Raw genomic sequence first — 23,736 nt, 5'->3', positions numbered from 1 at the left:
GGGTTTCAATGCCCGGCTGAACGATTAAATCAATTTCGATATCATGATAACTGGTTGCAAAATCTTTTGATTTCAGCATCTTTAGGAGGGTATAGAACCCCTCCCCAAATTCCGATATAATCAGAAGCCTTCCAATCATTTAGAATCGAGGAGGGCATGGCCACACCCTGATCGGTGAAAACCATGGGCGAATATTTAGGCTCCTTTCTTACTATAGCGGACCTGTTTCTCTTTCAGATGGAACCCGATTTTTCTTTTAGTGGTCTCAGGTGGAGCCATGAGCCGTTTGATCGCATCCAGAATAGCAAGAATCTGCTTGTCATGGAGGGTAAGTTTTCTCTCCAGATCAGTCAATTTTAAAGCAAGCTCCTTATGCGCGGCGAGTAATGAGCGTAACCGGATAAATGCTCGGACAACAAACACACTCATCTCCACTCCCTTGATGAGTTTAGTATAGAAGCCACCATGATTGCGCCATGTTCTGTAAAGGCTTGTGGAAGTTTACGACGGCCACCCCAATTCAATCTTGATGTCGCAAATTGCGACTTCAAGTTAATAAATTCCTCCAAGGCGCCTTGTATCTGTTTTATAATAAAATCAATTCGCTTTTATGCTGGAATTGTTTAATTTGTAGGATTAATCTGTAACGACAGGATAATGGAATCAACTTTTTGGAGGAAAGTCAATGGAAAAATTGGGAGAAAAATATTTTTGGCACGGATGACGGGGATGGGACGGTTTAAGACACATTACAACGGGGATAAAACCGATTCAAGAAAATTTTGCTCTCGCCCGCTCTCTCCGGTCGCTCGATCGCGCTGAGTTCACTGAGTTGAGTTTTTTCTTTATAGGGATCGCAAGAATTCCTTCACGCTGTCAAATCCGGCGGCACCAAATGGCCAACAACCTTTTTTCGCTGCAATTCCGAGGGCTAATGTTGGATCCTCTCGTGACGATAAAAAGACCCTTGCTTTTGCTTTGACAAAGTCTTTGACCGGTCTATCAATTCCCTTCGTTTCAAGACAGCCAAAGTAGTCATCAACACAGGACATGGCGGGATCATCTTTGACTGAACCGAGGCAGATATCTTCAAGGGAACCGTGTGAGGCTCCCGGTGGAAGAATCATTACCGTCACTTTTGGCAATGTTTTTGTCGAGACGAGTTGTTTTTTCGGACAGGGTAGGCTGGCGGCCTTCAGAGCATCTTGAACGGCAGTAAAGGCAGCCCGATGATCCTCGTCTGCATCCCGAACGATTCCAAGAGAGGTTACCTGGGCAAAATAAGGATCGGTAGTTTTCAATGTCTTCAGATTAGATCTGATTTTTGTTTTCCCGCCAACGCCGGCCACCTGGACATCGCCGATTTTCAGATTTTCAAGAAAGGCCTCAAAAAACTCCTCCTCGTCTCTACCCTCAACGATCAAAAGCTTCGGCTTCACGATTTTGAGTTTTTCTTCGATTCTTTCATTACACCTGGGGCAAATAATTATTCTTCCGGCCATCCCCTTACCTCAAGCGGAATCGACAAGGCCGCATCGAGCGTTTCTTCGTCATACATAACGGCTTGGATGGAGCCGTTTTTTCTGTCCAAACGATAAAGCTTCAGATCATAGGATGTGCTTTCTTTAAAGGCATCGTGGACAGCGCGGATGCATTCGTCACTGTGGGTCGTCGCGAAGACCTGGCAATCGAATGTCCTCGAAGCCTCGGCAATCACACCCCACAGCGATTTCATAGCTGAATGATGGATTCCGTTTTCTATTTCATCAACCAGGACCACTCCTTTTTCAGCGGCACCCTGGGCAAGCAGGATCGATAAGGATCTTCGAACGCCGTCACCAAGCAGCGGAGAAGGAACCGGCTCGTCATACCCATTAAGGTAGCCATGTATCATGCTGAGGCCCTGGTAGGTCAGGATTTCAAGCCGTTCGAGACGAGGCTCAATAATTCTCAGTGCCGCCAGGACAATCCCATCCTTCCCTTTCTTCCTTAAATCACTGAACCGTTGTATTTCCTCGTTGAGGTTGCTTACGGTATTGCCACTGACAAAAATGCCTGCCATGGATGCTCGTGGCAAAGATGGTTCTATTCTGAGTTCATATGACATCATATTGTCTTTTTTAATGAAGACCGGCACCCCTTTCACTTTATACGTTTTCCCTGTCTCATCGATGTATTCAAAAACAATATTCTGTCGTGGACCGCTGATCAACTCGGCAGGGTCAGAGTGTGCTTTTTCTCCCCTCAATACGGAACCTGAAGAGTCTATGTGGATTCCTAAAGAACGATTTTCCCCTTTAGAACTTGTTCCAACCAACCTGATAGACTTTGAATCTTTAAATTGCCAAAAAAGAGAGGCCCATTGATTCTCCGCCGACTCGCTGACAATGTTCAGACCTCGCCAACTATTGACAATCAGGGTAAGGCTTGGATTTCTCGATCCTATATGAAGGAACAGGGCTTCCAGGAGGGTGGTTTTGCCGCTGTTGTTCAGCCCCGTTATCAGATTTACACGGCCGAAAGAATCTATCTTAAGGTAATCGAAACAACGGAAGTTGGTCACCTCAAAGCTTGTATATTGAAAAATATCTCCCTCCGTCCCTGATACAATCTTATAACTGGTCGCCTTTTCTCTGAGCAAACCTCTCCGCTGGTCTTTCGGTTTATCATGTGGTTTAGGTCTTATTTTCATCTAAGGCCCCCGTTATTAATATAACCCATCTTCTTGTCCTCTGAGGGTTAGATTTTATTTTTGTAAAGTTAAGTTAATGGAATCAACTTTTTAGAGTAAAGTCAATGGAAAAATTGGGAGAAAGATATTTTTGGCACGGATGACGGGGGTGAGACGGTTTAAGATAGACTTTGGACGTCCCACAGGTGAAAACCATCCTACCCGGTAGAGGGAGGGGGTGGAGGAATAATGAAACTTAGATTTTGATTTCCGCTATCTCTTCCATGCAGTTAATAAGGCGAGGCAGCCTTGCCTGGCTGGCACGATCAGGAAGCAAATGTCCCGGAATTGCCTCCCGAAAGCCTCCATCGGCTAATAGCTTTTGAAACGAGGTAATTTCAACGATGACGTCCACATCCTTCGTAACCCGGACTTCCGGCATGACAGGATCGGTAATAAAGAGTCCAGCGGCAACCACATAGAAAAACGACTTTCCCTCTAAGGTCACCAAGGCGTTTAGCCACCTGAATGATCATCCGATTATTTCTGTCATTGGTACGGATCATGGCGATCCCATGCGGCGCTTAAGTCCCCGGACGGCGCTCTCCCTTTCGCGGGCTCTCCCATCACGGATAGCGCAAGCAATTTCTGATCGTGACTTTGAATACTTACTGCTCCAGCGATCTGCTACCGCACACTTTAGCCGAAAGCTGAAAACTCTGAGAGTTCGAACGAATGAATTGAGCAGGCGAGTGGCTGCATTCGAATCTCCGTTACGACCCTATTATGGTTTTCTGAAAGGGTCCTCAAGATACCTTTACTTTTTATTGACAACCGGGCCTCATTTTTATATAAAAATAAAACAGAACGGTTGGTATTTTTTCCCATTAACCCCTTCAAGGAGATCATCTCATGGATTTTTCCTTAACCATGGAACAGGAAATTTTAAGAAAATCGGTCAGGGATTTTGCGGAAAAAGAAATCAAACCCAGGGCCCGCGAACTGGACGAAAAAGAAGAATTCTCCTATGAAACCTGCCGGGCCATGGGAGACCTGGGCCTCTTTGGCATGATTGTTTCAGAGCAATACGGCGGACAGGGGTTGGACTATATTTCCTATATTATTGCCGTGGAGGAAATCGCCCGGATAGACGGCTCCCATGCCGCCACCATCGCCGCGGGTAATTCCCTGGGGATCGGACCTCTTTATTATTACGGGAGTGAAGAGCAGAAAAAGAAATACCTGCCCAAACTCTGCACCGGGGAAATGCTCTGGGGCTTCGGGCTGACCGAGCCGAACGCCGGTTCCGACGCCGGAAACACCCAAACGACGGCCGTACTGGACGGAAACGAATGGGTGATTAATGGCAGCAAAATTTTTATCACCAATGCCTCCACCGATATTACCGCCGGGATAACGGTCCTGGCCCGTACCGGGATCAGGGAGGCCGGCAAAAAGGAACTCAGTTGTATCCTGGTGGAATCCGGGACCCCGGGGTTCGAAGCCCGGCCCATGCACGGCAAATTGATGTGGCGGGCCTCCAACACCAGCGAACTCTACTTTGAAGACTGCCGGGTACCCAAAGACAATCTTCTTGGTCCTCAAGGGGAAGGATTTCATCAGATGCTGGGAACCCTCGACGGAGGCCGTTTAAGCATCGGCGCCATGGGTCTGGGAGGGGCCCAGGGCTGTTTTGAATTGGCCCGGAGGTACGCCAAGGAACGCATCCAATTCGGTAAGCCCATCGCCTCCTACCAGGTCAATTCTTTTAAACTGGCCGATATGGCCATGGAGATCGAATGTGCCCGGCTGCTCTTGTATAAAGCCTGCTGGCTTCGGGATAACCATAAGCCCTTTGCCAAAGAGGCGGCCATGGCCAAACTGTACTGCTCCGAGGTCATGTACCGTTGCGCCAACCATGCCGTTCAGCTCCACGGCGGTTACGGCCTGATGAAGGAATACGATGTGGAACGATTCTACCGGGATCAGAAATTGTTGGAGATCGGAGAAGGGACCTCCGAAATTCAACGGCTGGTTATTTCCCGGTTGATCGGGGCGATTTAGTAAACCTTAACTTTTCAGCATCCGCAACATCATCTCCTGCATCTTGAACTTCTGGATCTTCCCTGAACGGGTCATGGGGAAAGATTCGACGATCCGGATATAGGCCGGGAGAAGATCCTCCGGAAGCTGTTCCCGGCAATAGGCCGCCACTTTTTCTTCGGTCAGGTCAACGCCCTCCTTGGGTTTGATCCAGAGGGCCACCGCCTCCCCTTTTTCCGGCTCAGGAACCCCGAAAGCCTGGGCCAAGGCTACGCCGGGAAGCCGGTAGAGTATCTCTTCAATTTCAGCCGGCAGGATCTCTTTTCCCTTTTTAAGGATAACCTCTTTTAATCTTCCGGTAATCCGAAAATAACCCTGGGAATCCCTTGTTCCCAGGTCACCGGTATGAAACCAGCCCTCCTGATCAATGGCCCTGGCCGTGGCTTCCGGATTCTTAAAATACCCTTTCATCAGAAATCCCCGGGTGCAGATCTCACCAGAGGTCCCGTCCGGCAGATCTTCACCGCTTACCGGATCGACAATCTTAACCTCACAATTGGGCAGGGCCTTGCCAATTATGGAAACCCTGAGTTCCGGGGGATCCGCCGGCAGAGTCTGGGTAAGCCAGGAGGAGGCCTCGGTGATTCCATAGGCGATGGCGATCTCCCGAACCCCCATTTCGTTGATGATCCGTTTCATGACTTCAAGGGGGCAGGGGGCCCCTCCGATAATTCCGGTGCGAAGACCGGACGGACGAAAATCCTTGAACCGGGGCGATTCCATTAAGGCCACCATCATGGAAGGGGAGCCGTATATAGCCGTGCATTTTTCCTCCACCAGGGTGGTAAGTATTTCTGCCGGCAAAATGTGATCGGACGGGATCACCAGGGCGGCCCCCCGAATCAACCCTGCCAGGGCAATACAGGTGTTGCCGAACATATGGAAAAGAGGGAAAAAGAGACAAAGCCGATCCTGATGGTTTATGCCCAGGCGCTCCGTAGAGGCCAGGGACTTGTTCATAACCCCCAGGTGATCCAACACCACCCCCTTAGGCTTTCCGGTAGTCCCTGAGGTGAAAAGAATCATCAGCGGATCCTCCGGCGACAGGGCTTTTTCCTGCTCTTCAAATTGTTCGGAGGAAAACCCATACCCCCGGCTCAAGACTTCCTGGAAGCTGAGTAAAGGGCGGGGCCCGGGAGAAAAGAGGGTGATGAGATGCTGAAGATCCGGTAAAAGTTCCCCCGGTCGGGGGGGGAATTCCCAGAGTTCCGGGGCCAGGGAACGGATGATCTTCAGATAGGCCCCTTCCGGTCCTTCGGCCGTCAATAGGGCCTTGGACTGGGAAAAAGAAAGGGCGTATTGTAAATCCTCCTTCCCGTAGGAAGGGTCCAGGGCCACTAAAATAGCCCCGATTTTGGCCAGGGCGAATTGGGTTACTATCCATTCAGGACAATTGGACCCCCACAAGGCCACCGGGTCCCCTTTTTGAAGACCCAGGGCCAGCAATCCCCGGGCCAGCAAGTCGACTTCTTTTAAAAAAGCTTGATAGGAATAACGGACCTGCCTTTGGTGATGAATCAAAGCTTCGTTGTCGGGCCACTGTCTGGCCACCTGATTCAGCCAGTTTCCAACCGTGGAGTAGATCACCTCAGCCATGTTTTGGCCCCCCCCAAATGCCTGCCGATAAGAACCGGCGCTTTCCTGCCTTCAGCGATCAAGATTACAGCCTTCAAAAAAATCCTTAAACAAAATGAACTGGTGCTGATAGCTGTCTGCTGACGGCTGTTCGCACCATCTGGAAATCCGAAGTTTCCGGATGGACATTAATTATAATACCGCATGATCCCTTCCAAAACCCCGCCGCCGATGGCCCGGGCCTTTTCGGAAATGGTATCACAATAGGTTTTATTCCCGCGAGGGTCGACATCACCCACCTTTAACCCTGCCGGCACCGGGGTTCCCTCCCGGACCAGACCCCGGAGGATCCCCTTGATCCGGGCCTCAATCGGACGGCCATCTACCTCGGCCACGGTTTCACCCGGTTCAACCGTATCACCGATCTTTCTAAAAGTTTTAATGATCCCTTCGGCCGGGGCCCTCAGTACCCGTTCGGTGGTGTAGCCGCCGATATTGCCTGGGCTGCCGGTATCGGCTTCGGCTTCCCCCTGGGTCAGAATACGTCCCAAATTGTGGCCCCGATTGGTTTCAATAACCAGGTGGGCATCGATTCCTGCCTTGAAGCCGGGCCCAAGGGCGATGACCAGGGGGGCCTGATGGATGTGCGTACCGGTATTTTTTTTGGCTAAGATGGCATCGATCAAAACATCCGGTTTCAGGGAAAGAGATTGGTTTAAATCCGGATCGATCAATAAAGGAATGGCTTTGGAATCCCAGATCGTTCGGACCTCATTCTCCGCAGAGATCATGACCGCCTCGACCCCTTCCACCCTTTTTCTTCCTTCAAAAACGGCCTCGCAAAAAGAAACCCCCCGTCTGACCGCTAAAGGTTGAGCGATTTCCGTAAGGACGATTTTAAAATGGGCCTGAAACAGACGCCAGGCCACCCCGCTGGCCATTTCTCCGGCACCACGGATAAGCACTGTAAGATCCGATAATTTCATACAAACCCCTCATGCCCCTTTGGGGCGTCAATAAAAAATGAGAATATCGAATGTCGAAGTAAAGTTGGTTTTCCCCTTGAAACTTGCATCTTGCATCCTGCAACTCTATTCTTTAACCGACCCCCGACCCCTAATCCCCGACCCCTGAAGATATTTCCGAACTAAGCCCCGGCCTTCCCGAAAGGACAGACCGGATAATGACATTCCGGACAGTTACGGCACAGGCCGCCATGCCCCATGGCGGCGATCTCTTTTCGAGTCGGTTCCTCGCCGGCCAGGATCAAAGGCAGGACCAAATCGAACATCGTAACTTTATGATAGAACACACAGGCCGGAAGTCCCATCAAAGGAATTTTTTCGATACGGGCATAAAGGAACATGGCCCCGGGCAGGACCGGCGTCCCGTAAAAAATGATCCGGGCTCCGGCCTGGCGGATCCCTTGGCGGGTGACGTCATCAGGGTCGATGGACATCCCCCCGGTGGTGATGATCAGGTCACAACCGGATTCCAGCATTTCCTTGATGGCCCCGGAAATGCGAACGGTTTTATCCGGTACGACGGCCCGATGGGCGATTTCACAGTCATAAGAGATCAATTTGTTACCCACCCAATCATCAAAACCGTTTTTGACCCGGCCTTTATAAACTTCCGATCCAGTCACCACCACCCCGACCTTTTTCTTTATAAAGGGTTTGATGGAAACCACCGGCCCCGACCGGCTGCAGATAGCCTCGGCCCGGTTAATTTTCCGTTCATCAATCGTCAGGGGGATGATCCGGGTGGCCGCTACTGTGTCACCTGCCTGACAGACCGTGTTATTGTGGAGGGTGGAGACGATGATATCCGGAATTAAATTGATCCGGGTAAGATCAGCCACCCGGATTTTGAGCAAACCTGAAATCCGGGAGATCAGACTGATCTTTCCTTCGGCCGGCCCCTGAACGGTAATATGGTCACCCCGCAAAGCCTCCGCCAACCGTTCAGCCGCATCATTTTCATGCAGTTGACCTGGGGGGATGTCTAATACAAAAATGGTTTCTTTCCCGAGGTCAAGCAGGGCCGGAATATCTTCCGGTTGAATAATATGCCCTTTTTTAAAGGCTACACCTTTAAAGGTCCCTGGAATAATACGGGTCAAGTCATGGCCCAGAACCATACCGACCGCTTTTTTGACGTTTACTTTTTTCATTTTATAAATTCCTTTGCCTTCTGATAATCCTCCCAAATATCTACATCCCAGCCGATTCGTTGGGGGCGGATAGATACCGTCTCCACCTGGTCCCAATATTTTTTGATCAATTCCCGTCCCCCGGTATCCCCGGTTACTTTCAATAATTCCGGTATGATCGAGGTCCTGAAGACAACCGGATTCCCCGGCCTTTTCCCATACAAAGGGACCACAATCAGAGCGGGACTTTTTATGAATTCCCGAATCAGTTTATTAATCACCTTGGTGGTCAACAGGGGTTGATCTCCCATGAGGAACATGACCCCGGATAAAGAAGGGTCTATCTGAGACAATCCAATGGAGATGGAAGTGCTTAGTCCTTTTTTAAACTTCGGATTATAAATCAATTTTAATCGGGAAGGGTCATTTATTTTTTGAATCTCCTTTTTTATCTCTTCGGCTTTGTGCCCAAGGACAACAATCACCGGGGACAAATCAGAATTGAGTATTTGCTTCAAAAGCAGGGCAGCCAGGGTTTGTTCGCCGAAAGGGAGCAAAGGTTTGGGAAACCCCATTCGGCTGGAGCTACCGGCCAGCAGAAAAACGCCGGCAACGGTTTCCAACCTTTTTGCTGGAAGGTCGCCCCCCTTCCCTTTTCCTGTGAAATCCGGTTTCATAACAGAAATTTTATAACAAAAATTTTTCGACAGGTCGAATGAATTATAAAAAGAAGGGAGATGATTTTTTATTACAAAAATGTTGTTTTATACTGATCTCTATGCTAAGGTAGCCCGGAATCTTATAGGAGGCTGTTCTTGAAGGATCTATTTTTAAAAATGAAGGAGAAAGACAACTCCCTGTATGTCAGGGAAGTCTACTGTCTTTACGAAATCGCCAAGACCCTCAATGCCTCTCTGGACTTGACCAAATCCTTGCAGGATATTTTGAGTATCCTCTCCAAGCTGCTCGGGATGCGGCGGGCCACCTTGACCATCCTGAATCCGGTTACTTCGGAAATTTCCATAGAGGTGGCCCATGATCTCTCCCCTGAGGCCAGGCGGCGGGGCAAATATAGACTGGGCGAGGGAATTACCGGCCGGGTGGTCCAGACCGGCGAACCGGCCCTTATCCCCAAAATCAGCGAAGAACCCACGTTCTTGAACCGCACCCGGACCCGAAAGGATCTGGACAAACAAGACATCTCTTTCATCTGCGTCCCCATCAAAATCGGAAAAAATACCATCGGGGCCTTAAGTGTGGACCGGTTGTTTTCCAACGAGATCGCCCTGGAAGAGGATTTAAAGTTCCTGACCATCATCGCCGCCCTGATTGCCGAAACGGTAAAAAAGGTCCAGTACTTAAATCGGGAGAAGGAACAACTCTTGGATGAGAATATCCGGTTAAAAAAAGAGTTGACTGAAAAATATCAGGTCGAGAACATCATCGGTAACAGCCGCCCCATGCGGGAAGTTTATGAGATGATCCATAAGGTGGCCAAGAGCAATGCCACGGTCCTGCTTCGGGGAGAAAGCGGAACGGGTAAAGAATTAGTAGCCAATGCCATCCATTATCAGAGTCTCAGGTCCCGTAAACCTTTTATCAAGATCAATTGTGCCGCTTTGCCGGAAACCCTCCTGGAAAGCGAATTGTTCGGCTATGAAAAAGGGGCCTTTACCGGGGCCACTTCCCTTAAGTTAGGGCGCTTCGAACGGGCTCAAGGAGGCACCCTCTTTCTGGATGAAATAGGGGACTTGAACCCCAGCATCCAAACCAAGCTGCTCCGTGTTATTCAGGAAAAGGAATTCGACCGCCTTGGCGGACGCCAGCCGATTCAGGCCGATGTGCGGATTATCGCCGCCACCCATCAGGACCTGGAAAAGGCCGTGGAAGAAAAAAGATTCCGGGAAGATCTTTATTATCGCCTGAATGTCTTTCCCATTTATCTCCCCCCCCTTCGGGAACGGCGGACTGATATCCTCCTCCTGGCCGAATTTTTCCTGGAAAAATTCAATAAAGAGCATCAGAAGAATATCAGGCGGATCTCCACGCCGGCCATCGACATGTTGATGCAGTATCACTGGCCGGGGAATGTTCGTGAGCTTCAAAACTGCTTGGAGCGGGCCATCCTTATCTGCGAAGGCGAGGCCATTAAGGCCCACCATCTTCCGCCGACGTTGCAAACAGCGGAAAGTTCCAATACCCAGACCAAACTTTCTTTTGACCAGGCCGTGGAGGCCGTGGAAAAGGAATTGATCATCGAAGCCCTTAAGAAAACCAACGGGAACCGGACCCGGGCGGCTGAAGAACTGGGGATCACCCAACGGATCATCAATTACAAAATAGACCGGTATGGCATTGAGCCCCGACGGTTTAAGGTGACTTAGAAGCTGAAAGCTCAAAGCTAACTTCAACACGACTTTAGTTCGAAAATAACGTTGTGGGATCGGGGGTCAGGGATCGGGGGTCGGCGAAAGACATTTTCATTCTTCGTAGTGCCCGACCCGGGCATGAGCGCTTAATACGAAAATAGAAAATCCGTCGTTCGTCGTTTGGGGTTCGTCGTTCGTAGAAACCCATTGAATCTTATCCCTATTTTCATGCTTCGTGGTGCCCCAGCGGGGCATGAGGGTTTAATACGAAAATATGAATTTAGAATCATGAAAGGGATAGTAATGCAACAAATTTTTTCATTTCAAGGCGCAGGAGAAATCTATTTTGGTTGCGGCGCCATCAATCAGTTGCCCGATTTATCTGTTCGCTACGGATCGGGAAGGATCTTGTTGGTTATGGATCCTTTTCTTTCTCAAACCCCATTAAAAGACCGGCTGGTTGAGGATCTAAAATCTAAGGGTGTGGTTTCGGTTTTATTTGATCAAATCGAGCCGGAACCCTCTCCGTCCTCGGCAGAAGCCGGGGCCGGGCTGGCCCGGAAAAAGGGCTGTTTCCTGGTCATCGGCGTCGGAGGGGGGAGCACCCTGGATACGGCCAAGGCCGTTGCCATGCTGACCCTCAATAAAGGGAAGGTCGGCGATTACGTCGGACTGGATCGGGTCCCCAAACCAGGACTGCCGACCGTCCTTATCCCCACCACGGCCGGAACCGGAAGTGAAGTGACCTTCACCGCTGTTTTTACCAATAGGGCCACCAAGACCAAAGGCGGAATCAGCAGCCGCTTTCTTTATCCGGACGTAGCCTTACTCGATCCGGAACTGACCTTAAGTCTGCCGCCTCAGGTCACGGCCCAGACCGGCATGGATGCCCTGACCCACGCCATAGAAGCTTATACTTCCAACAAGGCCAATCCCATGAGTGATATGGCTGCCGAAAAGGCTATTACCCTGATCGGCCAATTCCTGAAAAGGGCCGTCAAAAACGGAAAAGATCTTGAGGCCAGGGAAGGGATGCTTTTAGGAAGTCTTCTGGCCGGAATGGCCTTGACCAATGCCGGGGTCGGGGCGGTCCATGCCATGGCCTATCCCTTAGGGACTTTATTCAATATTCCCCATGGCCTGGCCAATGCCGTCCTCTTACCTTATGTATTGGAATTCAACCGGATCAGCTGGCCGGAACGGTTCGCCCGGATGAATCAATTACTGAGCGGATCGACTCCCCTGATTTCGGCCAATCAGGGTGCACAAAGGTGCATTAAAAGAATCAGCAGCCTTTCCCAAACCATCGGGATTCCCAGAGACCTGAAGGAATTAGGGATTCCCCAAAAGGCCATTCGAACCATGGCCGAAGGAGTCATCAAGGTTGCCCGGCCGATTGAAAATAATCCCAGGCCGATTACGTTGAAGGATATCGTGGCCTTGTATAGGAAGGTGTTTTAAAGAGCGGCAAAAATGATGGACTTGTAAAAACTCGTCATTCCCGCGCAGGCGGGAATCCAGGCCATATTTAACCACTTAAAACCACTGGATTCCCGTTTTCACGGGAATGACGAAAATGGGACATAGGCGACTTTTTACGGATCCAACAATAAATAAGCAATTAGCGTTCAGTTCTTACAACCAAAAAGTTATTCTTTGAGCTGACAACTGATAGCCGACAGCCATATTTTAAGGAGCTTATCATGCCTGGTTATGAAGTCATGGGGGAAGAAGAAAAAAAAGAAATATTGGAGGTCCTGGAAACCGGGGTCTTGTTTCGCTATGGTTTTCCCGCCCAGCGAAAAGGGCGTTACAAAGTTGAAGAGTTTGAGAAAAAATTTGCAGAATTCACCGGCAGGAAACACGCCCTGGCGGTTTCTTCCGGCAGTGCAGCCCTTAAAGTGGCCCTGGCTGCCCTGGGCGTAGGTTTCGGGGATGAAGTCATTACCAGCGGGTTCACCTTCGTTGCTACCTGGGAGGCTATCCTGGAATGCGGGGCCGTCCCGGTCTTTGCAGGGATTGATGACACACTGAACTTAGACCCCAAAGAACTGCCTAAAAAAATCACTCCGCGGACCAAGGCCATCATACCGGTTCATATGCTGGGGGCACAAGCCCGGATCGAAGAGATCATGGCCGTGGCCGAACAATACCATATCCCGGTTATTGAGGACACCGCCCAGGCCAGCGGCGGCTTTATTAATGGGAAGTACCTGGGTTCCTTTGGAGCCATCGGGACCTTCTCCTTCGATTCGGTAAAGACCATGACCACCGGAGAAGGGGGCATGTTGATCATGGATGACCCCGAACTCTATCGGAGGGCCTCAGAATATCATGATCATGGCCATGATCATATCGGACCGGACCGGGGATTGGAAAGCAGGAGTTTTATTGGTTTCAATTTTAGAATGATGGAACTTCAAGGGGCTTTGGGGCTGGCTCAATTGTCCAAGTTAAAGGAAATGATTGCCCGGCAAAAGACCCATAAAAACCACTTAAAGAAAATCCTCTCCGGCATCACAGACCTTCGTTTTCGGGAACTGGTGGACCCTGAAGGAGACACCGCCACCTTTCTGGCCTTTTCTTTACCCGATCAGGAGAAGACCTGGGCTTTGAAAGATATGGGCAAGAAATTGGGACTGGGATTGATCTATTTCCTGGAAAACAACTGGCACTATTATCGCAACTGGGAACACCTGCTGCTTCAAAAAACCCCCAGCCTCAACGGCTGGCCCTTTAAGGTGGAGGATGGGATTCGAAAACTGGCCTATCCCAAAAACCTTCTTTCACGGACCGATGAACGGATGGCCCGCCTGTTGGTTATGGCCATTAATATCCGGATGGATGAAACTATTTTTGCCAAGGCGGAAGAATTGGTTGCCGAGGCCAACAAAAACTGGTAAACTTTTTAAACTATCAGCCACAGGCGCACAAAGACAAAGCGGATAGACCTATGGAAACCGTCATCATCATTCCGGCCCGGTATGAATCCTCTCGCTTCCCCGGAAAGCCCCTGGCCCTGATCCAGGGTCTGCCCATGATCGGGCAGGTTATTCTGCGGGCCAGAAAGATCCCGGGGATATCCCGGGTGGTGGTGGCCACCGATGACCTGCGGATCGCTGAATCGGCCATAGCCTTCAAAGCGGAGATCGTCATGACCCGGCAGGACCATCGTTCCGGGACCGATCGGGTGGCCGAGGCGGCCGGCCAAATGCACCTTTCTGCAGAGACCCTGATCGTAAATATCCAGGGGGATCAACCTTTATTGCCGGTTGAGTCGGTTTCCGATTTAATTTTCCGCCATCAAACGCATCCCGAATGGCCGATGAGTACGCTCATCTATCGCATCACCAATCCGGCGGAGATCCCTGATCCCAAACATGTCAAAACGGTCTTTGACCATTCCGGCAAGGCCCTTTATTTTTCCCGATCTCCAATCCCCTGTTACCGGGACGGCGATGAAAATCAATCTTATTACAAACACCTGGGAATCTATGCTTATACGATGACCTTTCTTCAAACCTTTGCCCGGTTACCTTCCGGCCTTTTGGAATCGGCAGAAAAACTGGAACAACTCAGGGCCCTGGAATCGGGTTATCCTATCCAGGTCATAGAAAGTCCCCAGGATTCCTTTGAGGTGGATACGCCGGCCGATCTTCATTTTTGCACTTAGAGCATCGACAAGGAAAGAAATTTGAATCTTTTCTCCATCCTGTCTCTGTTGGCCTTTGCCTTCTATGTTCATCTGGGATTTTATGCCTACCGTTTAGAGCCCAAATCCAAATTAAATCGACTTCTCTTAATCCTCTGCCTGGACTTGAGCTGGTGGGCTTTCACCTATTCCTTCGTTTATTCAGCTCCCGACAAAGAAGTCCTTTGGATCTGGTTTAAGCTTTCCGCCCCGGCCTGGTGTACTATCGGTGGGATGACTTTGCATTTTTTGTTACGCCTCTCCCGAAAAGAAACCATTTTAAAAAAATGGTGGATTTTCCCCCTTCTTTATCTGCCGGGAATAATTTTTACCTTTCGGGCCTGGACCGGAGTCCTCACCGCCAAGGATTTTGTACCGACTTCCCTGGGTTGGATCGAGGTAGGGGCCCCGGAATCCATCTGGTTGTGGCTTCATACCCTGAACTACTCGACCTGCATCCTGGTCGGCTGCTTCCTGACCTTTCAATGGGGAAGGAAATCGAGGATCAAGAGAGAAAAAAAACAGGCCCGACTAATAGTTGGTACCATTGTTTTATCCTTACTGTTAGGAACGGTAATCAACATTTTTCTCCCGGCCCTGAGGGTAAAAATCCTGCCGGCGGTTGCGCCTATTTTAATTTTAATCTGGGGTTACGGGATCTGGAGGGCGATTGTTAAATATCGATTTATGGCACTTTCAACAGCCATTGCCGGTGAGGACATCCTTTCCCGCATAAAAGATATCCTGATCGTGTCCGATTCGGAAGGGAAGATCAACAAAGTAAATCGTCAGGCCGCAAAGGTGCTGGGATACCGGAAAGAAGATCTGGTGGGTCAATCCCTTGGAATGATTTTCAGGGATGAGGGGCTCCTCCGGGAAATAATCCGGGAAAAAACCAACAAGCTGTTCTCCTCACCTAACCGCGAAGTTGAATACCAAGCCAAAAGCGGGGAATTGATTCCGGTTAATATTTCCTGGTCGATTATCAAAGATGCCTTAGAGGATGTCATGGGCCTGGTAATCGTCGGTGAAGACCTCAGACCGACCCTGCAATTAAAAAATGAAATAATTGTCCGAAATAGAGCTGAAAATGCCCTTTTGAAGGCCCATGATGAATTGGAAGCGCGCATCAAGAAAAGAACCGAAGAACTGTTCCGGGCCAATGAAGCCTTACAGGAAGAGGTGGCCGAGCGTCAAGAGGCCGAAAGGCTGTTTAAGGCCTTATTTATACAGTCACCCATTGGAAGTTACATCGTCCAGGGCGGAAAACCCAAAATCGTCAACCCCGAATTTGAGAGAGTCACCGGCTATAACGAGAAAGAATTATCGTCCATACCCTGTTTGGATTTGGTCCATCCGGAGGACCGGGAAAAAACCAGGCAACATGCGATTCAGATGTTAAAGGGAGAAAGGCACCATCCCTATGAATTCAGAACCTTGACCAAGGACGCTCGAACCCGTTGGATATTAGAGACCGTTACGTCTATTCGTTATCAGGGCTTGCCCGCCACTCTGGGAAGTTTTATGGATATTACCTATAGAAAAGAATCGGAAGATATCATTCGCCACTTGGCCTATTTTGATTCCTTGACCGGCTTGCCGAACCGGACCTTGTTCCTGGATCGATTATCCATAGCCCTGGCCCAAACCGAACGGAGCGGACAAAAACTGACCATTATGATGCTCGATCTGGATAACTTTAAGTCGATTAATGATAATTTCGGTCATAATTGGGGAGACCTCTTGTTAAAAGAGGTTGGCCGCCGATTGAATGAGTTATTGCGGAAGAGTGATACCGTGGCCCGTTTAGGGGGGGATGAATTTATTATCCTGCTGCCCGAAACCGGAGACGAAAAGGATTCCGAGAAGATCGCTGAAAAGATATTGGAGGTGATCCGAAAACCCTTTCACCTGGATAATCGGCCTGTTCAGATAACCATCAGCATCGGACTGTCTTTCTATCCCAAGGACGGCAAGAATGCCGAACACCTGATCAAGAATGCCGACCAGGCCATGTATCGGGCCAAATCCGAAGGACGGAACCGGATCGTGGTTTTTTAATTCCAAAATAACGTTTCAAGAGGCAAGATGCAAGTTTCAAGTTTTAAAAACCTTGGACCTTGAATCTATTTTTTTGATCCGTGGTGGTCCCCTGGGCATGAAGGCTTGATACGAAAATGAGAATATCGAACACCGAATTTCGAATTTCGAATCATGAAGTGATTGGTTTTAATACTCCTTCGACATTCTTATTCGTTATTCGACATTTTCATGCTTCGTAGCGCCCCAAGAGGGCATGAGGGTTTCCTCACTCCGAACTCTATGCTCCGAACGGCTCAGGCTGCTTCCAATAGTTTCTTTAATGGATTGATTACGCTGATGGGGACCGGGGGTGAAACCAGATAAAGGTTCAATAAGCGGACATCAAATTTGATCTTTTCCGCTGCTTCTTCCCATTTAATCCCCTTGGCTTCTATTTGTTCTTTAAGTTCGTTTAATTCCGATTTTTCCATGGTGTAGTACCTCCTAAGTTACCTTTTAGTTATGTGTGATGACTTTGTGAAAACTAATGGACTCTTCCGGACTTCCAAATAACTTAGCTTTTTTATTGCCAAGTTATTTTCTGATACAGCGCCGCAATGCGGCGTTTCATAGCTTTTTACGAACTTGTTATAAATGAATTTTGACACTAAGTTCATAGTTCAAAACAAAAACTTTCAGCTTTGAGCCTTGAGCCTTGAGCTTTGACTTACCTTCCATCGCGACAAGGCGTCGATATCGAAAGGATCCTGTTCTCCCTTTTCCAGATAATAATTTCCCACCCAGGCGATCATAGCCCCATTGTCCGTACAAAAATGGGGGGAAGGGATGAACAGGTCCCATCCCTCTTCCCGGGCTGTCTCCTGGAAACGGCGACGCAAGTAGCTGTTGGCGACCACCCCACCGGCCAGGACCAGCCGTTGGGTCTTATAGCGTCTTTGGGCCTGAAAGACCTTTTTAATCAACATATCCACCACCGCCTCCTGAAAAGAGGCGGCAATGTCTTCAATGGACAACGCTTCATTGTTGTCCTGAGTTTTAGTGAACCCTTTGACATAATTGACCACTGCGGTCTTGATCCCGCTGAAGCTGAAGTCCAGGGAATCGGCCGAGGGGATGGCCCGGGGAAACCGAATGCGGGGTTTTCCCTTTTCAGCCAGGGATTCGATAATCCCGCCCCCCGGATAGCCGAGGTTCAACAGCTTGGCTACCTTATCAAAGGCCTCACCGGCGGCGTCATCCCGGGTTTGGCCCAGGACCTCATAGGACCCGATTTCCTTTACCAGAAACAGGCTGGTATGTCCACCGGAAACCGTCAGAGACAAAAAAGGAAAGGGAACCTTCCTTTCCAGAAAGATGGAACAGATATGGCCTTCTATGTGGTTGATCCCAAGCGAGGGAATCCTTGAGGCCAGACTCAAAGATTTGGCAAAACATAAACCGACCAACAGGGCGCCCACCAGTCCGGGGCCGCGGGTGACGGCAATGCCTTCCACGGCCTTCAAAGTCAAGCAAGCTTGTCTAAGGGCTTCTTCGACCACCGGAACGATCTTATCTAAATGCCTTCGGGAAGCCAGTTCCGGGACCACCCCGCCATAAGGACGGTGAAGGGCGATCTGGGAATAGACCACATCGGAAAGGATTTCTTCGCCGTCTTTTAAAACCGCCGCCGCCGTTTCATCACAGGAGGTTTCGATACCGAGGATAATCATACGATTTCGGATTTCGGATTGCGGATTGCGGAGTACGGAATCCTTTGAATGCGGATTTCGGAGTGCAGAGTACGGCATTGGTGAAATAAAAACATTTTCAAGACCTATATTATTTCCGGCTTTTATTCCTGGCTGTTTTGATGGATGCAACGGTTATGGCTAATAGTTGATCGGCCTCGTCCATGAGTTCTTTTAAGTCGTCTATTTTTATTAAGCCCGCCTCTACCAACAGTTCCATCCAGAATATGGCTTCATCTACTTCTTCTTCCACAATCCCCATCTTGAAAATAAAGTCGGCCGTTGATCTGGCCCTGCAGGCCGCTCGGTAATTGGCTCCAACTGAAGTACCGCAACGTAACAATTGTTTACCCAAGACATCTGCAGTTCTTCCTTTTGGCAATGATTCCACCAGAGTGATAACACGAAGGGCAAACGATTTTGTCCTCGTTTTCAAATCAACCTTATTCACTTCATTATCCCGATCTCCGCAAGATGTCTCCCGATTCTTTTCACTCTGCAATCCGCACTCATTACTCTCCTAATTCATCTCACTCCGCAATCCGAAATCCGCACTCCGCAATCGTTACTCTTACCTAATTCTTCTCACTCCGCAATCCGAAATCCGCACTCCGCAATCGTTACAGGTGTCTTTCCTTCGTTCCTATCTGTTCCAAAAGCTGATAGTCAAATTCCTGGGGTTTTCTTCCAAAACAGGTGCCCAGGCTTTCGAAAAGGGCCAGCTCATTAATGTCCACCTCCCGCCTTTTAATGGCCTCTGAAGTAGGCATGTAATTGATCTTGTTCCCGTTTACACTAACCAGGGTTGACCCGGTTTTCCCTTGTAACAGGAGAAAGACCGCGCCGGCGCCGGCCTTTTGCCCGAAGTTAACGTCATAGGCCGAAGACTGTCCTGACCGTACCAGATGACCGGGGGTTACCTCTCGAACCTCCGGAATCTCATAAACTCCTGGGGCATACATACCGACCCGTTTCATAAATTCCTTGACTTCGGGATCGTTTTTTAAGCGTTTTTCCAGTTGTTGCCGCACAAATCGCCCGGCACCGGCCAGTTTTTTATGTCCGAAGGCATCCACTCCGGCCGATTCATCATAAAGCAGTTGGCCGCTGGCGTCTTTGATCCCTTCGGCAACCACGATAATATAGGTCCCGGCCTTGACATCACTTCTTTCTATACGGCCGCAGTAGGTTTTCCACATATGCTCATAGACCACATCGAAATCAACCGGGACTTCCGGGATCAGAATACAATCGGCCTCGGCCCCCACACCGCCCCGGAAGGCCGTATGTCCCACATACCTTCCAAAAACTTCGATGACCAGGATGCGGTTGTGGCTTAAACCGGTGGTCTTTAATTCTCTGGCAAAAATGGCAATCCGGTTGATGGAGGAATCCCCGCCCACACTGTAGGGCTGAAGATCCAGGTCCATGGTTTTAGGGACATGGACACAGGGGATATCCCGGGAGCTGAGATCCACCACCACACTGCCAGTATCGTCACCGCCGCTGATGATCAAGGCGTCGATGCCGAACTTTTTGAGGCCTTCTTTGATCCGTTCGTATTTATTGGGATCGGCAATCTTACTGATCTTGACCCGGGAATGTCCTGCTTCCGACCCGGCCAGGGAAGCCTCGATGCGGCTTACCCTTTCAGCGTCGAGCAAGACCACGTTGTTCATTTCCACCAGGTTATAAAGTCCGGCATAGCCGTTCGGGATAACCACCGATTCGATTCCCAAAAAATAAGCTTCCCGGGCGATACCCTTGATGACGGCGTTAAGCCCCCCGCAGTCTCCACCGCTGGTAATAACACCGATTCTTTTTATAGTCACAGAAGTCATAATAAACCCTCCTTAATCAGCTAAAAAGTGAAATACCCCTTTATTTTTTCAAAGGTTTTTTCCTTGATGCCTTTCACTTCCTTTAATTCGTCTAATGTCAAAAATCCTCCATGGGCCTCCCGATATTCGATGATCCGCCGGGCCATTACCGGACCGATTCCCGGGAGTCTGTCCAGGTCTTCGGCTGTAACCCGGTTAAGCGGCAGGGTCCGTCCCAGGATCCAGAGGGCTTTTCCGGAAAGGGGAGTAATCTGCAGGAAGACTCCCCCGTCGTCTTTAGCCGAAACGGTTAGAGTCGAATCGTAATCCAGGATTCTGGCTCCCTCGGTGGATGAAATGTCCCGGTCCAATACGACCCCGCCGGCATCCTGAATCACCTGTTGGACCGTTGGCGACTTAACATAACTAAAGAGACCGGGCCTGTTGAGCTCGCCATTCAGCTCAATGGTTATGGCTTTGTCGGCCAAAGAAGCATTGCTCAATGAATTGGTCTTTTGGCCCATTCCCAGATAGTGTAAACCCAAAAAGACTAAAATCAGGGCCGAAAAGAGAAAGAGTCCTTTTTGCCGGGGATGGGTGGATTGGAAATTTTCGAGAGATGGGTCAATCATTGTCTTATTAATCATCCGGAGATAGTAATAAAAAAGTGTCATTCATCCCAATGGATGCAATTCACCGGACAGGTCTCTATGGCCTCGTTAACTTTTTCTTCCGGGCATCCGGCAGGGTTGACCACCTGGGCTTTTTCAAGACTCTCGTTTAAAACAAAAATCTCGGGGCAGATCTCCACACAGCTTCCGCAGCCGACACAGTCTTCGGTTTCAATCACAGGAATAGGTGACATACCTTAATGTAAAGTTTTGAGTTCGGAGTTCGGAGTTCGGAGCACTTTAACTCCAAACTCTCAACTCCGAACTCATCGCTCCGAACTTTTTTTCTTCTCTTCTTTATACAGCTTATAAGTAATGCTGTCCACCAGGGCCTGCCAGGAGGCCTCGAAGATATCGGTTGAGACTCCGACCGTTCCCCATTTGTCTTCCTGGTCTCCGGATTCGATCAGGACCCGGACCCGGGCGGCGGTTCCTTCCACACTGGACAGGACCCGGACCTTATAATCGTCCAACCGCATCTCTTTCAGTTCCGGATAAAAGCGTTCCAAGGCCTTGCGCAGGGCATTGTCTAAGGCATTGACCGGCCCATTGCCGATGGCGGCGGTATGCTCTACTCGCCCACCGACCTTGACCATGATGGTGGCTTCGGCCATGGGCGGCTGGTCTTCTCTGGCCTTGTGATCCATGACCCGAAACCCCAACAATTGAAAATAGCGTTTCTGGTTTCCCAAGGCCCGATTCATAAGCAGTTCGAAAGAGCCTTCGGCCCCCTCGAATTGGAAACCCTGGTGTTCCAATATCTTCAGTTCAGACAGGATCTTCAAGACCGCCGGATCTTTACTGGTGATATCCAGGCCATAGCCCTTAGCCTTGGAAAGAATGTTACTCCTGCCGGCCAGATCGGAAACCAGTATCCGCTGCACATTACCCACCAGATCGGGGCGGATGTGCTCATAGGTTTCCGGGTTTTTGGCCACGGCACTGACATGGATCCCCCCTTTATGGGAGAAGGCACTGGCTCCTACATAGGGTTGATATTTGTTATGGCGCACATTGGCCAGTTCATTGACAAACCGGGAGACCTCGCTGATCATCCGCAACTGATCGGGACTCACGACCGGCAGCCCTAACTTTAATTGCAGGTTGGGGATGATGGAACAAAGGTTGGCATTGCCGCAACGATCCCCGAAGCCATTGATCGTTCCCTGGATATGGGCGATTCCGGCATCCACCGCAGCCATGACGTTGGCCACCGAACAGTCGCAGTCATTGTGGGCATGAATTCCCAAGGGGAGGCCCTTGATCTCTTTTTTGACCGCCTGGATGATCGGAGTCAAACGGCTGGGCAGGGTTCCGCCGTTGGTATCGCAAAGGATCAGGCAGTCCACTTTGGCTTTCATTGCCGATTTCAGGGTAGCCAGGGCGTATTCCGGGTTGGCCTGAAAGCCGTCGAAAAAATGTTCGGCGTCGTAAAAGAGTTTGTTGACCTTCGGCCGGACCAGGGAAAGGGAATCTTCGATTATCCGGAGGTTGGTTTCCAAAGGCACCCGCAGGGCATCCCGGACATGGACATCCCAGCTTTTGCCGAAAATCGTGATAACCGGGGTCTGGGCCTGGATCAGGGCCTTCAGATTGGGATCTTTTTCCGGGGAAGTTTTCGGATTGTGGGTACTGCCGAAGGCCGTCAGCCGGGCCTGTTTCAGGGGGATGTTTTTCATAACCTGAAAAAATTCCACATCCTTGGGATTGGAACCCGGCCATCCCCCTTCGATATAGGCCAGGCCGAGTTGATCCAGTTTTTTTGCAATTCGGATCTTGTCTTCCACCGAGAGGTTAAAATCCTCGGCCTGGGTTCCGTCCCGAAGAGTGCAGTCGTAAATTTCAATGGGTTTCATGGGTTTCGCATTTAATAAAAATTTGGCATAAGGCACAGGGCACAGGGCACAAGGTAAAAATATGATCTCTCAGAATTTCCATCTTAGGTCTTTCACCTTGAGCCTTGAGCCTTGTACCTTGCGCCTTATTTACTTATCGGCTCCTTGTCGAGATTAAAGACGGTATGGAGTGTCCGGACGGCCAATTCGGTATACTTTTCATCAATGATACAGGAGATCTTGATTTCGGAGGTGGCAATCATCATGATATTAATCCCTTCCTTGGCCAGGGCTGCAAACATGGTTGTGGCCACACCGGCATGATTGCGCATGCCCAATCCAATGATGGAAACTTTGGCGATATTTTCATCGCCCATAACCCGTTCGGCCTTGATCTCCTTGGCGATCTTTTTGATGATATTCATGGTCTTTTTAAAATCAACTTTAGGGACCGTAAAGGTCAGGTCGGTTAACCCTTCGGCACTGGTATTTTGAATAATCATGTCCACCACTACCCCGGCATCGGAGATAGGGGTAAAAATTTTAGAGGCGATGCCCGGACGATCCGGCACCTTGGTTATGGTAATGCGGGCCTCGTTTTTATTATAAGTAACCCCTGAAACCAGTATTTTTTACATACTTTTATCTTCTTGAACCACCATCGTTCCCTCCTTATCGTTAAAAGTCGAGCGTACATGCACGGGGACATTAAATTTTTTAGCGAATTCCACCGAGCGGATCTCCAGGACCTTGGCGCCCAGACTGGCCATTTCCAACATTTCTTCATAGGAGATCTTTTTCAGCTTTTTGGCCTTGGGACAGATATTGGGATCGGTGGTATAGACCCCTTCCACGTCGGTAAAAATTTCACAGACCTGGGCCTTTAAGGCCGCGGCCACGGCCACGGCGGTTGTGTCAGACCCGCCTCGGCCCAGGGTGGTAATATTCCCCTTTTCATCGAGTCCCTGGAAACCGGCCACGGCCACAATCTTATCGTTTCGTATTTCTCCCATAATACGCCGGGTATCGATTTCATTGATCCTGGCCCGGCCGTAGGCATCATCGGTGGCAATCTT

The 23,736-nt window shown here is 49.7% G+C and carries 20 protein-coding genes and 2 pseudogenes; 6 read left to right on the top strand and 16 right to left on the bottom strand.

The window, feature by feature from the left end:
- Positions 1–195: 195 nt before the first annotated feature.
- The 4 genes and pseudogenes from HY879_26700 to HY879_26685 form a co-directional block, all read right to left on the bottom strand.
- A pseudogene (locus HY879_26700) lies at positions 196–581 on the bottom strand (hypothetical protein).
- 264 nt (positions 582–845) lie between these two features.
- On the bottom strand, positions 846–1,502 hold the full coding sequence (locus HY879_26695) for a hypothetical protein (protein ID MBI5606935.1): 657 nt from the start codon (positions 1,500–1,502) through the stop codon (positions 846–848).
- Positions 1,487–2,692 (bottom strand): AAA family ATPase, encoded by a 1,206-nt coding sequence (locus HY879_26690; protein ID MBI5606934.1) that lies wholly within the window; start codon positions 2,690–2,692, stop codon positions 1,487–1,489. The genes HY879_26695 and HY879_26690 overlap by 16 nt, the downstream gene beginning before the upstream one ends.
- A 235-nt stretch (positions 2,693–2,927) precedes the next feature.
- Positions 2,928–3,182 (bottom strand): hypothetical protein, encoded by a 255-nt coding sequence (locus HY879_26685; protein ID MBI5606933.1) that lies wholly within the window; start codon positions 3,180–3,182, stop codon positions 2,928–2,930.
- Positions 3,183–3,583: 401 nt separating this feature from the next.
- Here HY879_26685 and HY879_26680 point away from each other — a divergent pair, with 401 nt between their 5' ends.
- Positions 3,584–4,735, top strand: a complete 1,152-nt coding sequence (locus HY879_26680; GenBank protein MBI5606932.1) for an acyl-CoA dehydrogenase family protein — start codon at positions 3,584–3,586, stop codon at positions 4,733–4,735.
- A 6-nt stretch (positions 4,736–4,741) separates the two neighbouring features.
- Here HY879_26680 and HY879_26675 read toward each other — a convergent pair whose 3' ends face one another.
- From HY879_26675 to HY879_26660, 4 genes are all read right to left on the bottom strand, one after another.
- Positions 4,742–6,370, bottom strand: a complete 1,629-nt coding sequence (locus tag HY879_26675) for an AMP-binding protein (GenBank protein MBI5606931.1) — start codon at positions 6,368–6,370, stop codon at positions 4,742–4,744.
- A gap of 167 nt (positions 6,371–6,537) precedes the next feature.
- Positions 6,538–7,335, bottom strand: a complete 798-nt coding sequence (locus HY879_26670) for an EF2563 family selenium-dependent molybdenum hydroxylase system protein (GenBank protein ID MBI5606930.1) — start codon at positions 7,333–7,335, stop codon at positions 6,538–6,540.
- A gap of 161 nt (positions 7,336–7,496) precedes the next feature.
- Positions 7,497–8,525 (bottom strand): molybdopterin-binding protein, encoded by a 1,029-nt coding sequence (locus HY879_26665; GenBank protein MBI5606929.1) that lies wholly within the window; start codon positions 8,523–8,525, stop codon positions 7,497–7,499.
- The gene (locus HY879_26660; GenBank protein MBI5606928.1) at positions 8,522–9,181 is read right to left on the bottom strand and encodes a nucleotidyltransferase family protein; all 660 of its coding nucleotides are present in this window, start codon (positions 9,179–9,181) and stop codon (positions 8,522–8,524) included. Before HY879_26660 ends, HY879_26665 begins: the two co-directional genes overlap by 4 nt.
- Before the next feature lie 159 nt (positions 9,182–9,340).
- On the opposite strand from HY879_26660, the gene nifA reads away from it, so the two are divergent.
- The 5 genes from nifA to HY879_26635 all read left to right on the top strand — a co-directional run bounded on the left by nifA (position 9,341) and on the right by HY879_26635 (position 16,625).
- Entirely contained in the window at positions 9,341–10,888 is a 1,548-nt protein-coding gene (gene nifA / locus HY879_26655; protein ID MBI5606927.1) for a nif-specific transcriptional activator NifA, read from the top strand.
- Positions 10,889–11,176: 288 nt separating this feature from the next.
- The gene (locus HY879_26650; protein ID MBI5606926.1) at positions 11,177–12,334 is read left to right on the top strand and encodes an iron-containing alcohol dehydrogenase; all 1,158 of its coding nucleotides are present in this window, start codon (positions 11,177–11,179) and stop codon (positions 12,332–12,334) included.
- Positions 12,335–12,576: 242 nt separating this feature from the next.
- On the top strand, positions 12,577–13,776 hold the full coding sequence (locus HY879_26645; protein ID MBI5606925.1) for a DegT/DnrJ/EryC1/StrS family aminotransferase: 1,200 nt from the start codon (positions 12,577–12,579) through the stop codon (positions 13,774–13,776).
- 50 nt (positions 13,777–13,826) lie between these two features.
- Positions 13,827–14,546: a 3-deoxy-manno-octulosonate cytidylyltransferase gene (gene kdsB / locus HY879_26640; GenBank protein MBI5606924.1), complete on the top strand. Its 720-nt coding sequence runs from the start codon at positions 13,827–13,829 to the stop codon at positions 14,544–14,546.
- Between the two features lie 21 nt (positions 14,547–14,567).
- Positions 14,568–16,625 carry a diguanylate cyclase gene (locus HY879_26635; protein ID MBI5606923.1) on the top strand — a complete coding sequence of 686 codons (2,058 nt, stop codon included), beginning with the start codon at positions 14,568–14,570 and terminating at the stop codon, positions 16,623–16,625.
- A 275-nt stretch (positions 16,626–16,900) separates the two neighbouring features.
- On the opposite strand, the gene HY879_26630 is transcribed toward HY879_26635, so the two are convergent.
- From HY879_26630 to HY879_26595, 8 genes and pseudogenes are all read right to left on the bottom strand, one after another.
- Positions 16,901–17,077 (bottom strand): hypothetical protein, encoded by a 177-nt coding sequence (locus tag HY879_26630; protein ID MBI5606922.1) that lies wholly within the window; start codon positions 17,075–17,077, stop codon positions 16,901–16,903.
- A 204-nt stretch (positions 17,078–17,281) separates the two neighbouring features.
- Positions 17,282–18,316 (bottom strand): tRNA (adenosine(37)-N6)-threonylcarbamoyltransferase complex transferase subunit TsaD, encoded by a 1,035-nt coding sequence (gene tsaD, locus HY879_26625; GenBank protein MBI5606921.1) that lies wholly within the window; start codon positions 18,314–18,316, stop codon positions 17,282–17,284.
- 109 nt (positions 18,317–18,425) lie between these two features.
- Positions 18,426–18,785 carry a four helix bundle protein gene (locus HY879_26620; protein MBI5606920.1) on the bottom strand — a complete coding sequence of 120 codons (360 nt, stop codon included), beginning with the start codon at positions 18,783–18,785 and terminating at the stop codon, positions 18,426–18,428.
- A 169-nt stretch (positions 18,786–18,954) separates the two neighbouring features.
- The gene (locus HY879_26615; GenBank protein MBI5606919.1) at positions 18,955–20,160 is read right to left on the bottom strand and encodes a 6-phosphofructokinase; all 1,206 of its coding nucleotides are present in this window, start codon (positions 20,158–20,160) and stop codon (positions 18,955–18,957) included.
- Positions 20,161–20,195: 35 nt separating this feature from the next.
- Complete coding sequence (locus HY879_26610; GenBank protein MBI5606918.1) at positions 20,196–20,786, bottom strand: helix-hairpin-helix domain-containing protein; 591 nt, start codon at positions 20,784–20,786, stop codon at positions 20,196–20,198.
- A gap of 38 nt (positions 20,787–20,824) precedes the next feature.
- Positions 20,825–21,019 (bottom strand): ferredoxin, encoded by a 195-nt coding sequence (locus HY879_26605; GenBank protein MBI5606917.1) that lies wholly within the window; start codon positions 21,017–21,019, stop codon positions 20,825–20,827.
- A 72-nt stretch (positions 21,020–21,091) separates the two neighbouring features.
- Positions 21,092–22,681 (bottom strand): citramalate synthase, encoded by a 1,590-nt coding sequence (locus HY879_26600; GenBank protein MBI5606916.1) that lies wholly within the window; start codon positions 22,679–22,681, stop codon positions 21,092–21,094.
- Positions 22,682–22,806: 125 nt separating this feature from the next.
- Positions 22,807–23,736, bottom strand: a pseudogene (locus HY879_26595) (aspartate kinase).

The organism is Deltaproteobacteria bacterium (assembly GCA_016219225.1).
Taxonomy (GTDB): Bacteria; Desulfobacterota; RBG-13-43-22; order RBG-13-43-22; family RBG-13-43-22; genus RBG-13-43-22.
This window is presented reverse-complemented; position numbering and strand designations above follow the sequence as displayed.

Bases quoted from the DNA above. Each gene is read 5' to 3' on its own strand.
- HY879_26695 (MBI5606935.1), bottom strand. From the start codon at position 1,502: ATGGCCGGAAGAATAATTATTTGCCCCAGGTGTAATGAAAGAATCGAA.
- HY879_26690 (MBI5606934.1), bottom strand. From the start codon at position 2,692: ATGAAAATAAGACCTAAACCACATGATAAACCGAAAGACCAGCGGAGA.
- HY879_26680 (MBI5606932.1), top strand. From the start codon at position 3,584: ATGGATTTTTCCTTAACCATGGAACAGGAAATTTTAAGAAAATCGGTC.
- HY879_26675 (MBI5606931.1), bottom strand. From the start codon at position 6,370: ATGGCTGAGGTGATCTACTCCACGGTTGGAAACTGGCTGAATCAGGTG.
- HY879_26670 (MBI5606930.1), bottom strand. From the start codon at position 7,335: ATGAAATTATCGGATCTTACAGTGCTTATCCGTGGTGCCGGAGAAATG.
- HY879_26665 (MBI5606929.1), bottom strand. From the start codon at position 8,525: ATGAAAAAAGTAAACGTCAAAAAAGCGGTCGGTATGGTTCTGGGCCAT.
- HY879_26660 (MBI5606928.1), bottom strand. From the start codon at position 9,181: ATGAAACCGGATTTCACAGGAAAAGGGAAGGGGGGCGACCTTCCAGCA.
- nifA (MBI5606927.1), top strand. From the start codon at position 9,341: ATGAAGGAGAAAGACAACTCCCTGTATGTCAGGGAAGTCTACTGTCTT.
- HY879_26650 (MBI5606926.1), top strand. From the start codon at position 11,177: ATGCAACAAATTTTTTCATTTCAAGGCGCAGGAGAAATCTATTTTGGT.
- HY879_26645 (MBI5606925.1), top strand. From the start codon at position 12,577: ATGCCTGGTTATGAAGTCATGGGGGAAGAAGAAAAAAAAGAAATATTG.
- kdsB (MBI5606924.1), top strand. From the start codon at position 13,827: ATGGAAACCGTCATCATCATTCCGGCCCGGTATGAATCCTCTCGCTTC.
- HY879_26630 (MBI5606922.1), bottom strand. From the start codon at position 17,077: ATGGAAAAATCGGAATTAAACGAACTTAAAGAACAAATAGAAGCCAAG.
- tsaD (MBI5606921.1), bottom strand. From the start codon at position 18,316: ATGATTATCCTCGGTATCGAAACCTCCTGTGATGAAACGGCGGCGGCG.
- HY879_26610 (MBI5606918.1), bottom strand. From the start codon at position 20,786: ATGATTGACCCATCTCTCGAAAATTTCCAATCCACCCATCCCCGGCAA.
- HY879_26605 (MBI5606917.1), bottom strand. From the start codon at position 21,019: ATGTCACCTATTCCTGTGATTGAAACCGAAGACTGTGTCGGCTGCGGA.
- HY879_26600 (MBI5606916.1), bottom strand. From the start codon at position 22,681: ATGAAACCCATTGAAATTTACGACTGCACTCTTCGGGACGGAACCCAG.